Genomic DNA, 13,755 nt, shown 5'->3' with positions numbered 1-13,755 from the left:
TGTATGAATTTAATCTAACCTAAAAATCCATCGTAACAGATAAGTTAAATGTGCGCGGTGCGCCCATACCTAAATTTGTGAAATTAGCTTTTGACCAATAAGCTTTATTGCCCACATTTGTTACAGCAGCACGAACAGTGATAGGATTGCCGGCAACTTTGCTTGTGTATCGTGCACCTAAGTCAAATACAGTATGACCAGGAATAGACAATGAGTTATCCGCATTGATGTATTGCTTGGACATCATTGTAACATTCGCTGTCAAAGTCATACCCTGCAACTGTGGAATATCCCATTCTGCACCCAATTTCCCTTGCCATTTTGGTAAGCCAGTTGCTAATTTACCTTTGTTAGCAGGATTCGCTGTTTTCGTGATTTTTGGATCAGAATAAGCAACACCGCCCATTAAACGTACGCCTTCTAATGGTGATCCAAAGAAGCTCCATTCCACACCGCGATTACGTTGTTCGCCACCAAATGAGAAAATATTAGTGGATGGATCTGTGTAACTGCTTGGGCGTTTGATTTCGTATAAGCTGATCGTTTGTGCAAAATCACCAAAGTCGAATTTAATGCCCAATTCTTTCTGCTTCGTTTTATACGGTGCAAAAACTTCACCTGCATTAGCGGCTGTTGCAGGTGCAATAGAGCCTTGATTCAAGCCTTCAGTATAGTTTGCATAGAATGCAATTTTATCAGTTGCTTGAAAAATCAAAGCAGCAGCTGGCGTTATTGCACTTTCTTTGTAGCGTTCACCCATGCGCGCGCCTGTCATAGCATTGAAGCTTTCATTCATCACTTGTTGGTGGCGAATCCCCAATGTTAATTGCACTTTGTCATCAAAAGCTGACAAAGTATCTGCGATGCCAAAGCTTGTTAAACGCATTTTAGTTTTGCTGATGGCAGGAATTGGCGATGGTTGAGGAAGTTTTAGTCCCCAAACAGGGTTATAAATATTGCTAACCCAATCACCGCTAGATCCAAGGCTTCTATAGCCATTTAAACGATAATCTTCATTGTAATGAGTGAAGTTAATGGCAAACTGATGATTAATTGAACCCGTACTTGCTTTACCCTGTAATCCCAATTCCATAGATTTACGCGTCCAGCTATCAGATACACCGCTGAAGTTCGTGCGGAAATCACCCGCAGAATTAAAGACTAAAGGTGCTGCCATGTGGCTATTGAAATCAGTTTTGCTAATGCCGCCTGTTGCATAAACCATTAACTGATCTGTTAAATCCAACTCAGCACGGAGCATCATGCCTTTATCTGTTGTCTCATAAAATGCCCATGGTGGATTCCAAGATAAGTTACCTTTTTTCGGTGGCTTTGGCACAGCTACACCGGGTGCTAAACTGATTCCGCGTGTTAAACCATCCACACGATCTTTACTATGATAGACATCCGCAGATAAACGAATATGCTCTCCACGGAAATCTAAGCCTAATGAACCTAAAGAAGCTTTTTTATCTTGGTTTTTAACGGTAGTTTCACCATCTTTATAAACGCCATTGAAACGAACACCAAATTGTTTATCTTGACCAAAACGGCGACCTAAATCGATGTGCCCACCAAAATGAGATTTAGACATATAATTTGCCGTGATGCGTGTTAAAGGATCATCGCCTGCGCGTTTTGTCACTAAGTTGACTGAGCCACCGACAGAACCTTTGGGTGGCATGCCATTCAATAATGCAGAAGGGCCTTTCAATACTTCTACACGTTCAAACATTTCAGGTAGGTTACGATAATAACCTGCAACGCCAGGTAAGCCATTCAATGTCACATCGCCAGAAGCTGAGCTGAATCCACGAATAGAATAGCCTTCGTTGCTTTCACCAGGAATTCCACTGGAAAATACTGTTGAGTCAGTTTTAGCAATCACTTGCTGAATATCTGAAACTTGCTGATCCTCCATGAATTTTTCTGTATAGCTGATGCTATTGAAGGGCGTTTCCATAAAGTCTTTATTGCCCAATAAACCGATTCGGCTACCTGTTGTCACTTGTCCGCCTGAATAAGGCGTGCTTGCGGACGCTAAGCCACCATAAACTTCAACGCCAGCCAATGTGACAATGTTGTCTGCTTCTTCTGTTGTTTTCTCTTCTGCCAATGTGGGGGTGATACTCACAAGCAAGCTGAATGTTAAGCCTGTTAGAACCAATGATTTTTGATGATAGGGGATTTGCATATTGATTTCCTTGTGTGATTTAGTCACGATAGCCTTTGAGAACATCGTCGATGATTAATTTGAGGGAAGTAGGGCTTGCTGCTGTGACATACCAAGCTTCAGCATCGGCAAAAATCACTTTGCCATTCTTCCAAGCATTGGTTTCTTTTAAGAGAGGATTACTCAAGCTTTCTGCATTGATGGTTGGTCGACTTTCCATTACAGCAGTACGATCCACAATGTAGATAATGTCAGGATTCGTTTTGAGGATAAATTCGCTAGAGATTGGTTGGCCATGCAATGCTGTGTCAATTTCAGGGCTTGCAGGTTTGACACCCAAATCATTGAACACAAAACCATAGCGAGATTTCAAGCCAAATGAACTGTATGAACCATTGTTATGTAAAACGATGAGTGCTCTTTCAGGGCGATTTTGTGTGATATTTAAAGTTTCTTNTGCAATGCTGTGTCAATTTCAGGGCTTGCAGGTTTGACACCCAAATCATTGAACACAAAACCATAGCGAGATTTCAAGCCAAATGAACTGTATGAACCATTGTTATGTAAAACGATGAGTGCTCTTTCAGGGCGATTTTGTGTGATATTTAAAGTTTCTTTAACTTTTTCATTGATCTCGTCAACTTTCTGTTGCGCTACATCTTCCTTTTTGAAAATTTTGCCTAAATCCATGAGATGTTTTTTGATCACTTCGATGTGTTGAGATTGGCTATCTTTATAATCCACATCAAAATGAATGGTTGGCGCGATTTGGCTCAACTCTTTGTAGTGATTCGCTTGTAGAGAAGTGATTAGAATTAAGTCAGGGTGCGTTGCATAAACCTTTTCCATATTGGGTTGTACAATTGCACCAGTATCTTGAATATTCGGTGCTGTTTTATATTTGGCTAGGAAATGTGGCACAAAATCTTTTGGCATGCCCGCAACAGGAATGTTCAATTGATCTAGGAAGTCCACTTCATTCATATCCAATGCGGCAACAGTTTGTGGCATTTGTTGGATGTCAGTTGTGCCTAAATGATGCTGAATCGCTATAGGCTCATAATCTGCTTGTGTAGATATATTAGCTGTGGCTGTTTTAGGATCACAACCTTGCAAGGCAACAGCAGTTGCGAGTAATAAAGTGATCGCACCAAACTTGTGCTTTGAGTTAAAGATCATGTTCATTCTCCTTTTGACATTTTTTACGGCAAAGTTTAGCTAGGGCTAGGTCTTAAAAGACAGCCTGAATGGTTCAATTGGCCGTTACCAGTTGAGTGTGTTTAGGTTGATCCGCGTGTGCGTAGCATCAATAGTAAAAACCAAGTGCCGCACACTAAATTCACCAAAATACTGACGGTAGTTCGGTATTTGAAGATATGTTCTACTGCAAGTTGCGCCAATATAAACATTGCAATGGCAATGGCTGCTCCTGTTGATAATGTGGCTGTGTGCCTAAATGAGCGCGTCAATGCATAAGTCATATTGGCAACGAAAATTCCCATAAAAGCAGTTGGCCCAAGTAAGCTCGTTGAAATTGCTACCAATATTGCGATCAATAATAGATACAATCGCACGGTGCGTTGGTAATCCACACCAAGTGATATGGCTTGATCGCGCCCTAATGACAATACATCCAATTTAGGCAGATGCTTAAAACCTACAATGCACACAAAAGCTAGAATCACCGCTGAAATCATCAATTGCTGTGGTTCAGCTTTGCCAAAGGAAGCTTGGCTGAATCCTAGTAAAATTGAGAATTCTCCTGGGCTGACTTTAAGCTGAATGAATTGTGTAAATGTATTGATGATGATGGTTAAAACTAAGCCCAGCATTAATAGAACGTACACATCATTTTGAGCATTGCGGAACAGGAAACGGTGAATGATCCACGAATAGCCCAACATGAGCATAATGGATAATAAAAAGTTCGTGTTCGCGCCGATGATCACTAAGCTTTGTGCGCCCATGAATAGAATCAATAATGATTGAAACAGCAAATAAACAGATTCATAACCCATGATTGCAGGCGTTAAAATGCGGTTACTTGTGATGCTTTGGAAAATAATGGATGACCAAGCAATGCAAATGCCACCAATGATCATAGTTGCTAATCGATTGATGCGCTTAGGAATGAGATAATTGAAATCAAATCCTGAGCGGATGAATAGAAATGTCATTGCCAATGCAAATACAATGATCCAAATACGAGAATTCATGTACGGTTTCTCCATAAAATCAGTATGAAGAACAACACACCACCAATACTGCCAGCTGTTAAGCCAATGGGTACTTCAAAAGGATGAATCAATAACCGCCCAATGATGTCGCAGATCAATAACAGTGATGCACCGCCCAAAGCCACAAGCGGTAAAGTGCGCCCAAGATTATCGCCATAATGCATAGCAACTAAATTGGGAATGACTAAGCCCACAAAGGGAATTGCACCAACAGTGATTACAGTGGATGCAACTGTAATAGCCACAAGGATTAAACCTAGCACAACTGTGGCTGTATAATTTAGCCCTAAACTTTTGGCGATGCCTTCGCCCATGCCAAGCATTGTGAAGCGCTGAGCATATAAATAAGTCAGAGCCACAATCGGCAAAATGAGATAAATGATTTCATAGTTGCCTTGCACGATTTTTGAGAAATCACCCAACATCCAGCCTTGCATGCTTTGTAAAATATTATTGTGATAAGCATAATACTCTGCAATGGCGCTGAGTACACCGCCATACATTAAGCCAATCACAGGAATGAGAACCGTGCTTTTTAGGTGAATTCTGCTCACCATTCCTACAAAAATTAAGCTAGAAGCAAAGCAGAAGAGTAGAGCAAAGATCATGCGAACGACGTTACTGGATGTTGGAATCATCGTGAGTGCAACTAAAATGCCAAGCTTTGCCGCATCTAATCCACCTGATGTTGCAGGCTCAACAAATTTATTACGCACAATGTGTTGTAGAATCACCCCACAAACAGATAAACCAACGCCCGTTAAAACAAGTGTGGCTAAACGTGGAAAACGGCTTGCCGTCAGCGTTAGCCATGACATATCCTGCGCGCCGATTAATAGGGAAATTACACAAAGTACGAGGAAGAAACCACCAAATAAACTAGCTTGGAGCAGGGTGCTTTTATTCATATTCATAAAAGCCACCTGCGGGAATATTGAAGTGTTTCTGATTGCGTTCACGTTCACGGCGTTCAGCCATGAATCGCTTGGGGGAAGTGCCTGCAATTTTACGGAACATTGTGATGAAGCTACTCGCGCTTGTATAACCCAATTGCTCTGCAATGTCCTGCAACGATTGACCTTCGCCTAGCATGAAAATGGCATTCACAACATGGAACTGCCTACGCCATTGATTCACGCTCATGCCTGTTTCTTCTAAGAATAAACGTGACATATTACGGGAGCTCATATTGATGGATTTTGCCCAGGTTTCGAGTGATTCCCTCACAATCGGCGTTTTAATGATCTGATCTGTGAGCTTCTTTAAGCGTGGATCACTTGGCAAAGGTAAATTCAACTCACCCAAAGGTGCTGTTCTCAATTCATTCAATAAGATTTCAATGAGCTGACCTTCGTAGCCAGCTTCATCATAATCTACTGGGAAAGTGGCAACTTTTTGTAATATTTCTCTCAAAAGGGCAGAAATGCTGAGTGTGCAACATTCTTTTGGTAGCTGTTTGCAAGCATTCGGATCAATGAATAGAATTAGTCCCTTGGAATGATCACTAATGATGGATCGATGCTCTACATTAGGTGGAATCCACACAGCGCCTTGGAATGGCACGTTCCATATTCCGCCTTTAGTTTCTAAGCTTGTGACGCCTTTTTCGACAAAAATCAGCTGTCCTTTTTTATGGGCATGTGGAATCAATTCCCAGCTTTCACTGATCAAGCCAATGCCAATCACAAAGACTTTTCGATCAATTTGATCAGGATAATCCAACGAGATTTTGAAATGATTAATAAACATCGTGAAGCTCCGTGTTTATTCAGCAGCCAACAAAGCGGATGCTTTTTGATAAGCTTCTTCTTTAGATGCAACCATGACGAAGGGATATTCCCAAAACTTCTCAAAAATTGGTGCATATAATTGCATATCTTCGAGCTTTTTCGGGTCAGAAATGATCATAAAAGAAGATAAAACCCAACGATTAAGCAGTGCTTTGCGTTGGTTCGCCCAATCTGCGATTTCCACGCGAACTTCTTTGGCTTTGGATTGGTCAGCTTCTTCCTGAGAAGATTCGCCCTCGCCAATGATAACGAAGGGTTTTTGTTTGGCAAATAGCTCATCCAAGCCATCCAAAATCTCTCTAAAATCAACTCTATAAGGCGCACTATAATCCATTTTCACAATGGGAAAGTCCGCAATATCCATCCGCATGTTGCTCACCAAAAAATCATTCACAAATAAGAATGATTATTATACGCAATTAAGATGAAATATGTTTTGATGAGTGGACAAAAAATTTTGTGATCGAGCCAAAAGTGAATTGGTGGATTATTTTTAACCCTCACTAAATTTCTAGATTAGGAATCGATTAATGAGGGCAAGAAAGTAAGTCATTTTTCAGATTATAAACCTGCATATTTTTGTGCTATTTCTTTTGCTGAATCTGAAATTTCTGGAAATAATGTAGCATTAGTAATCCCTAAAGATTTTAATTCATTGAGTATGTTTATTTTTGCATTGGCATCAATGATTATATGATGACTTTTATCTACATAAAAATTATCATCAATTGTTGGAGCAGATTTATCCCTTACTAAAGGATTTAGACCAAATAGGATAAAAAAACCACTTTGAGCAATGATCCTTGGATTAGTGAGCTTAGGTCTTACAAATTGTACTGTTTTAAGGTCATTAGCAATAATTAGATCACTATTAAAACCATTTTTTTCATTTTTGAGAGAATAACAATATCTTGAAAAGTACTCTCCAAGATGTTTTTGACAATTTTTGATAGATCTAAGAGATTGTTGTAATAGCTTTAGATTTACAGGGTTATTATTAAATAGAATTAAATCACTTAATAATGTGTTCACCCCACCTATATCTTTACTATTGCTAGCTTTTAATTCGTCTGTAAGCATGGATATATTTTGTTCATTTAAATAATCATTTGCCACATATTCTATTTCTCTATCATTTGCTATTTCTTGCCTGAATTCCGTCAATGAGTTTTGTAATTGTTTTAAGTTTTTTGTGAGCTCGTTTAATATAAAATTTATATATAAACAATAAGGGTGCGCTTTTGTTAGATTACTTAGTAATGAAACTCTATCGCTTTCATAGTTTCGTATTTCTGTGGATAGAATTTTATAAATAATAATTTGCCCATTTGGGAGGTTATTTTGCTCTACTGTATTTGCATCACTACATGCAAAATATAATGCGACTAGCGCATTTGATGTTATATCTAATAATCTAGTTGGAAAACCATAGTGTTGCATTTTAACTAAGTGTTCAAAGGTATTATCACAATCTTTGAAATCGTCTGCGCATTTGGAGATTAGTTCGTAATACATATTGTGTTCATTCTCAATATGTTTTGTATTTCTATATATACTAGGCTTATCATTCTCATGTTTAGCATATTCTGTATTGGACACGCCCCTATAAAATAAAGAGTATTTTTTTGAGTTCTCAATAGACTTTTGAATTTTTTGTAACTTTTCTAAATATGTTGTGACACTAGTAATCATATAAAACCTTATTCTTTGATTATTGATGAGTTAGCTTATAAATGAATCATAATGGTTGCAAGTTTAGAATCTTTAGGAATTTTTATATCTTGATTATTATTCAAATTCTCAGGTAGGATTATCTAACTACTATTTAAAAATCTCATTATGATCCCATTTAATCCCAATGTTTTTTTGTATTTCTATATAGCAGAACTGCTTTTATGGGTCACGCCATTTTTTATTCTCATCACATTATTAATCATCGTGAGAGTTGTTTATGTGGCTCGCAAGGCAAAAATATCCGTTTGGCAGCAATTTTTTAAGCGAAAAATTCTCGCAGTGATTTCAATCATAATATTCATATTAACGGGCATATTATCAGTCATTGCATGTGAGACTTTGAGCATGAAAAAAGAACTGAATCAATTATCAGAAAGCTATGGTGAAAAATATCGCAATCAGCAAATGCGTAGAAACTTTGTGCTAAAGCATGATCATCAATATGGTGAATTCATCTTTCCAAAAGGCACGTTGATCAATCGTTATGACCCGAGTGATGATGGCGAAGAAACTTACCCTTTGATTTTAAGTGGCTTTAACCAAGCACGATTTGCAGAGCCTGTAAAAATTGCAGGCGTCATGGCTTCAGCGACTGATGGCAGTTGGGTTGAATTGGCAGAAGATCAAGCAATTGGCCCAGTACATTTTTACTCTTCAAAGTTTGGTGAATATGGCGGTTGGATGGTTGATCGCACAACGCCAACAATTTTCTGCCGAAAAGGGTCTGTTGCGTTGTTTGAAAAGCCATCTGGCCTAAGTTTTAATACAGATGATGAATATTGGTGGAAAGCTAAAGATGGTGCTGAAGCTCATTTTAAACCATCAGAATGGCAATTTAGATATTGTGATGATTCACATAAAATTGAAGTATTGCCGGCTTATGGCACAGCGGAAGCGATTGCCTTAGAAAAAGCACGAGCGGAAAGAGAAGCAGAGGAAGATCGTAAATTTCAGCCAGTTGTTAAAGATGGTGTATTGATGGATGCAGAGCCAATTGAGTTTACCATTAGCTTTTATTTAGAAGGTTTACAGCAATATATGAATGCGAACTATTCAGAAGCTTATCAATCATTCTTGCAAGCTGCAGAATACAAAGAAAAAGGTGCTGATTATTATTTAGGGATCATGAATTATCATGGGCAAGGCACAGCTGAAAATAGGGAAGAAGCACTGAAATGGCTGAATCAATCAGTGGAAGCTGGTAATAGCAATGCGGTTGCTAAAATCGGGCAAATCTATTTTGAAGATGCTGAAATGAAGGATTACGACCAAGCTTTGGCGATTTTTAATGAAGCGGCTCAGCAAGGTAATCTTGTTGCAGAATTCTATTTGGGATTAATGTACACAGAAGGTTTAGGCGTAGGACAGAATTATCCAGCAGCATTATCATGGTTCAAAAAAGCAAGCCACCCAATGCATGATGCAGGAATGACAGGCACGCATGATTTAAGTATTCAAGCCATGATTAATATTGGCAGAATATATTCAGAAGGATTATTGGGCGAAAAAGATCCTAAAGCCGCTGAACCTTGGTTGGAAAAGGCTTGTTACTTGGATTCAAAAAAAGCATGCGAATTGTGGGAAGCAGTTAAACAGTAAATATTGCCATAAATTAATCATAGTATTGTAAAAAGCCCTCGAATATTCGGGGGCTTTTTTATGTTGGTTATTTAATGGTAAAGAATATGAATCATGATGGAATGATATTGTTTATATTTTAACTAATTGATATTTTATTTTTATTCTCGCAATTTGAGAATATTATTTGTAGTTGATTTGTTGTTTGATTATTGTGACGTTGAAACTTGGAGGAAATATGAAAAGTACAGATAGATTGTTAAATATATTGTCATATATATCATCATCTGATTGTCCTGTTTTTCCTAAAAGCATTGCTGAAGATCTAAAAATTCCATTATCAACAGTTTATCGTAATTTAAATATTCTCATGCTGTGGGAATTTATTGCGTTATCCAAGCGCTATGGTGCATACACATTAGGTGCACAAAGTTTGAAAGGGAAGACACTTCACCAAAAGTACTCGCTCTTTGGTGATGAAGTGGATCAACTATTATCTGATTTAGCCCGAAAGACAGGCGAATCAGCAGCCATTGTGGTTGCAGATTATTATGAAACCATTTGTATCACGATGGCAGAAAGTCATCAGGCTTTGCGCTGTTCCTTTGTACCAGGGCGAGTGAATCGCTTGATTTATGGAGCTAGTGGTAAAACATTGTTGGCACATAAAGCCCCTGAAATCAGAGATATGATCATTGATTTATCACTGCCAGATACAGATTTAGATCCCGTAGCATTTACCGAAGAGCTTGATTTAATTCAATCACGTGGTTATGGCAGAACGATGGGAGAAATTGATCCAGGCGTTTTAGGGATTTCAGCACCCATTAAACGTAATCAAAATACCATTGCAGTTGTGACGCTTATGGCACCATTTTTTAGAAGTGAGCATAAAGAGCAGCAGTGGATAGAAGATGTTTTAGAAACATCACAAGAAATATCAGCATTAATTAACATAGATTAGGATTCAATAAGGGAAATAATATGTCAGAAGAATTTCATTGGTCAGGACGCTTTGATGGTGATGAAGCCATCCATCGTCGCTTCTTTCAGGTGATTGCGGAAGAAGCTGTGGATCAAATACCAACTTTTGGCTTAATTGGTTTTTGTTGTGATGAAGGCGTTCGACGCAATAAAGGGCGATTAGGTGCACGTAATGCACCAAATTTGATTCGTAGTCAAATGGCAAGCTTGCCGATTCATACTCCTGTAACCATTCAAGATATGGGTAATGTTGTTTGCGAAAATGGTGAGTTGGAAACTGCTCAACAAAACCTGAGTAAAAAAATTACTGCATTATTAGATCAAGGTACAACACCAATCGTTTTAGGTGGCGGGCATGAAACTGCTTTTGGGAGCTTTCAGGGCATTTTTCAACATGTGCAAAATCAACATAAAGGTGAATCCATCGGGATCATCAATTTCGATGCGCATTTTGATCTAAGAGATGCGGAAGTACCAACATCAGGTACACCATTTTTAAATTCTGCTAATTTGCTTAAAGATCACAACCAAACATTTCATTATTTATGTTTAGGGATCGCAAAGCATGCCAATACAAAAGTATTGTTTCAAACGGCGGATACGCTAAATGTGACTTATTTAGAAGATAATGCTTTGCTGTATGGTTCAATGTCAGATTCATTGGCACAGATTAAAGCATTCATTGATCAAGTAGATCATATCTATATTACGATTGATTTAGATGTATTTTCTGCCCATATCGCACCAGGTGTGAGCGCGCCTGCTGTTCGCGGAATCTCCATCACAACTTTTGAACAGCTTTTTAATCCAATCATCCAAAGCCAAAAGGTTCGTCTACTCGATATCGTGGAATGCAACCCTGAATTTGATATTGATAATCACACAAGCAAGTTAGCTGCTTATATCGCGTATCAATTTATACAACAAATCATCACGAAGGACTCAATATGAATTTTCAATTAGATGCCATGAGTACACTATTTTTAACAGTATTATGCTTATTATTGGGTATATATTTAAAAAAACGTATTAGCTTTTTTGAGAGATTTTGTATCCCAGCACCTGTAGTGGGTGGTTTTTTAATCAGTATTTTAATATGGATTTTAAAAAGCACTGATGTTGCAACGTTCCAATTTGATACTAGCTTACAAAGTTTCTTAATGGTGGCATTTTTTACCACAGTGGGTATTGATGGTAGTTTTCGCGTGCTTAAAAGTGGTGGTAAATTATTATTCATTTATTTAGGCATTTGCTGGTTCTTAGCAATTTTCCAAAATACATTTGGTGCAGGTTTAGCAATGGCATTGGGCGTTGATCCTGTGATGGGTGTGATGGCTGGTGCAGTATCGCTAACAGGTGGCCATGGTGGTGCAGCTGCATTCGGTACAATGGCAGAAGAATTAGGACATCAATCAATGTTGGTTGCGGCGATTGCTTCAGCAACATTTGGTTTAATTGCGGGTAGCATTTTGGGTGGCCCTGTGGCTAGTTTCCTAATTAAGCGCCATAATGTAAAAATTGAGGCGGTGGGCAATGGTGAAAATTTACCAGGTGCGCCAGAAACATTAACAAATGCAGTGAAAGCAGTGGATGTGAATAGTTTCTTAAAAATGCTTGCTGTAATTTTGGGCGTTATGGTGGTTGGTCGTTGGGCATCTGAAGAGTTTACAGCGATGACAGGTTTTTCATTGCCAAGCTATGTGGGTGCTATGTTGATTGCAATCATTGTGCGTAATGTGAATGATTACTTTACAGTGGTGAAGGTTCATCAAAAATCTATAGACTTAGTATCAGGTGTGTCATTGGGATTGTTCTTAACGATGGCAATGATGTCATTGAAAATTTGGGAATTAAGCGAAGTTGCATTGCCATTGTTAACTATTTTAGTACTACAAACCATTGCGATTTTAGTCTTCACAATTTTCATTGTATTCCGCTTATTGGGTAAGAATTACGATGCTGCGGTTATGTGCGCAGGTTTATTGGGACATGGCTTGGGTGCAACGCCAAATGCAATGGCGAATATGACATCAGTATGTGATAGATATAAAATGGTATCAACACGTGCTTTAATGATCGTTCCAATCAGTGGTGCTGTTTTGATTGACTTAGTTTCTATCCCATATCACACATGGTTAATTAACTATTTCTCATAATATCCCCATAAGATATATAATGTTTTGAAACAAAGCCCCAAATGTTTAGCATAAGCTTTTGGGGCGTTTCATTTTGTCGTAAATTTAAGAGGTTAGTATGAGTAAGAAGCGATTATCCAAAGGCGTAATCATCCCAGACAAAGATAAAAAAGTTGTGGAGGTTTTATTAGGCTTGAATAAGGACGCTTCAGATGATGAGTTTGTGATTGCCTTTAGACAAAAATACCCAGAAGATTGGAAAAGAGTCGAAGCTCGTTATAACGAATACGAAAGCTTGGCTAAAAAAGGTAACATTCCTCCCATGGCAAAGCCTTATCAATATGTGTTGAATGCAGGTCAAAACATTCGTGCACGTTATAAAAAAGGTGAAGATTTGGCTGAAGTTTTGAAAACAATGAATGCGCCAAAGCCAAAATTTATTGAAGGCATTCCACAAGATTTAGAAGCTTTATTGAAGAAATTGCACGATAAAGGCAGTTACGAAAAGCGTATTGATGCCATTAAAAAGCTAGGTAAATACAAGTGTAAAGAAGTGATTGATGAATTTTTGGCGATCATGAAAACAGATCCTGTGACAGATGTAAGAAACGCTGCATATTCATGTTTGATCGTATTTGGCTATGATATTTCTAAACCAAGAAAAGCGCCGATGTATGTGGATAAAGATTTGAAAGAGAAGTTAATAGAAGTTGCAAATTCATTGCATGCAGATTTCTCTTATGATCGCTTTGCATCGAAGTTTCAAGCGATTTACCCTGAAGAGTATGATTTGCATAAATACAATAAAAACGTATTGTTCAAAGGTTGGTTGCAGCAGCAAATTAAGCAATTGCCAAAGCAACATTCAGATTTCTAAATAGAATAAAAAAAGCCCCTTTTGGGGCTTTTTTATTATGCAAGATCAGGTCGGATATGGCCGCTGCGTTTATAAGCATGAATCGCAATGTTTAAATCCATGTGGTTAATATTTTTAAAATCTTTCAGTAATTCTGTTACAAGGTTCCANGATTTGCATAAATACAATAAAAACGTATTGTTCAAAGGTTGGTTGCAGCAGCAAATTAAGCAATTGCCAAAGCAACATTCAGATTTCTAAATAGAAT

General features: G+C 38.2%; 11 protein-coding genes and 1 pseudogene. 5 read left to right on the top strand and 7 right to left on the bottom strand.

Going from position 1 to position 13,755, the window contains the following annotated elements; translation table 11 throughout:
* Positions 1–19 precede the first annotated feature (19 nt).
* The 7 genes and pseudogenes from BZK16_RS04280 to BZK16_RS04245 form a co-directional block, all read right to left on the bottom strand.
* Entirely contained in the window at positions 20–2,194 is a 2,175-nt protein-coding gene (locus BZK16_RS04280; protein ID WP_233145188.1) for a TonB-dependent receptor, read from the bottom strand.
* A gap of 19 nt (positions 2,195–2,213) precedes the next feature.
* Positions 2,214–3,229 (bottom strand): annotated as a pseudogene (locus BZK16_RS14960) (siderophore ABC transporter substrate-binding protein); the annotation flags it as partial.
* Positions 3,230–3,453: 224 nt separating this feature from the next.
* The gene (locus tag BZK16_RS04265) at positions 3,454–4,389 is read right to left on the bottom strand and encodes an iron chelate uptake ABC transporter family permease subunit (RefSeq protein WP_077927653.1); all 936 of its coding nucleotides are present in this window, start codon (positions 4,387–4,389) and stop codon (positions 3,454–3,456) included.
* The gene (locus BZK16_RS04260) at positions 4,386–5,324 is read right to left on the bottom strand and encodes an ABC transporter permease (protein ID WP_332881363.1); all 939 of its coding nucleotides are present in this window, start codon (positions 5,322–5,324) and stop codon (positions 4,386–4,388) included. Before BZK16_RS04260 ends, BZK16_RS04265 begins: the two co-directional genes overlap by 4 nt.
* Positions 5,311–6,159 carry an AraC family transcriptional regulator gene (locus tag BZK16_RS04255; protein WP_077927652.1) on the bottom strand — a complete coding sequence of 283 codons (849 nt, stop codon included), beginning with the start codon at positions 6,157–6,159 and terminating at the stop codon, positions 5,311–5,313. Before BZK16_RS04255 ends, BZK16_RS04260 begins: the two co-directional genes overlap by 14 nt.
* 15 nt (positions 6,160–6,174) lie before the next feature.
* On the bottom strand, positions 6,175–6,570 hold the full coding sequence (locus BZK16_RS04250; protein WP_077927651.1) for a hypothetical protein: 396 nt from the start codon (positions 6,568–6,570) through the stop codon (positions 6,175–6,177).
* Between the two features lie 191 nt (positions 6,571–6,761).
* Positions 6,762–7,892 (bottom strand): FRG domain-containing protein, encoded by a 1,131-nt coding sequence (locus tag BZK16_RS04245; RefSeq protein ID WP_077927650.1) that lies wholly within the window; start codon positions 7,890–7,892, stop codon positions 6,762–6,764.
* 387 nt (positions 7,893–8,279) lie between these two features.
* Between BZK16_RS04245 and BZK16_RS04240 the strand changes: the two genes are divergently transcribed.
* The 5 genes from BZK16_RS04240 (at position 8,280) to BZK16_RS04220 (ending at position 13,508) form a co-directional block, all read left to right on the top strand.
* The gene (locus BZK16_RS04240; protein WP_158076803.1) at positions 8,280–9,533 is read left to right on the top strand and encodes a tetratricopeptide repeat protein; all 1,254 of its coding nucleotides are present in this window, start codon (positions 8,280–8,282) and stop codon (positions 9,531–9,533) included.
* A 217-nt stretch (positions 9,534–9,750) separates the two neighbouring features.
* Positions 9,751–10,476: an IclR family transcriptional regulator gene (locus BZK16_RS04235; RefSeq protein WP_233145187.1), complete on the top strand. Its 726-nt coding sequence runs from the start codon at positions 9,751–9,753 to the stop codon at positions 10,474–10,476.
* 20 nt (positions 10,477–10,496) lie between these two features.
* Positions 10,497–11,447, top strand: coding sequence for a formimidoylglutamase (gene hutG, locus BZK16_RS04230; RefSeq protein WP_077927648.1), 951 nt, complete (start codon positions 10,497–10,499; stop codon positions 11,445–11,447).
* On the top strand, positions 11,444–12,652 hold the full coding sequence (gene gltS / locus BZK16_RS04225; protein WP_077927647.1) for a sodium/glutamate symporter: 1,209 nt from the start codon (positions 11,444–11,446) through the stop codon (positions 12,650–12,652). The genes hutG and gltS overlap by 4 nt, the downstream gene beginning before the upstream one ends.
* Before the next feature lie 97 nt (positions 12,653–12,749).
* The gene (locus tag BZK16_RS04220) at positions 12,750–13,508 is read left to right on the top strand and encodes a HEAT repeat domain-containing protein (protein ID WP_077927646.1); all 759 of its coding nucleotides are present in this window, start codon (positions 12,750–12,752) and stop codon (positions 13,506–13,508) included.
* The last annotated feature ends 247 nt before the right edge of the window (positions 13,509–13,755 follow it).

It is taken from the genome of Wohlfahrtiimonas populi, from assembly GCF_002006795.1.
In the GTDB taxonomy this organism is placed as follows: Bacteria; Pseudomonadota; Gammaproteobacteria; order Cardiobacteriales; family Wohlfahrtiimonadaceae; genus Wohlfahrtiimonas; species Wohlfahrtiimonas populi.
The sequence above is the reverse complement of the archived record's forward strand: the minus strand, read 5'-3'. Positions and strand labels throughout refer to the sequence as shown.

Bases quoted from the DNA above. Each gene is read 5' to 3' on its own strand.
- BZK16_RS04280 (WP_233145188.1), bottom strand. From the start codon at position 2,194: ATGCAAATCCCCTATCATCAAAAATCATTGGTTCTAACAGGCTTAACA.
- BZK16_RS04265 (WP_077927653.1), bottom strand. From the start codon at position 4,389: ATGAATTCTCGTATTTGGATCATTGTATTTGCATTGGCAATGACATTT.
- BZK16_RS04260 (WP_332881363.1), bottom strand. From the start codon at position 5,324: ATGAATATGAATAAAAGCACCCTGCTCCAAGCTAGTTTATTTGGTGGT.
- BZK16_RS04255 (WP_077927652.1), bottom strand. From the start codon at position 6,159: ATGTTTATTAATCATTTCAAAATCTCGTTGGATTATCCTGATCAAATT.
- BZK16_RS04250 (WP_077927651.1), bottom strand. From the start codon at position 6,570: ATGCGGATGGATATTGCGGACTTTCCCATTGTGAAAATGGATTATAGT.
- BZK16_RS04245 (WP_077927650.1), bottom strand. From the start codon at position 7,892: ATGATTACTAGTGTCACAACATATTTAGAAAAGTTACAAAAAATTCAA.
- BZK16_RS04240 (WP_158076803.1), top strand. From the start codon at position 8,280: ATGAAAAAAGAACTGAATCAATTATCAGAAAGCTATGGTGAAAAATAT.
- BZK16_RS04235 (WP_233145187.1), top strand. From the start codon at position 9,751: ATGAAAAGTACAGATAGATTGTTAAATATATTGTCATATATATCATCA.
- hutG (WP_077927648.1), top strand. From the start codon at position 10,497: ATGTCAGAAGAATTTCATTGGTCAGGACGCTTTGATGGTGATGAAGCC.
- gltS (WP_077927647.1), top strand. From the start codon at position 11,444: ATGAATTTTCAATTAGATGCCATGAGTACACTATTTTTAACAGTATTA.
- BZK16_RS04220 (WP_077927646.1), top strand. From the start codon at position 12,750: ATGAGTAAGAAGCGATTATCCAAAGGCGTAATCATCCCAGACAAAGAT.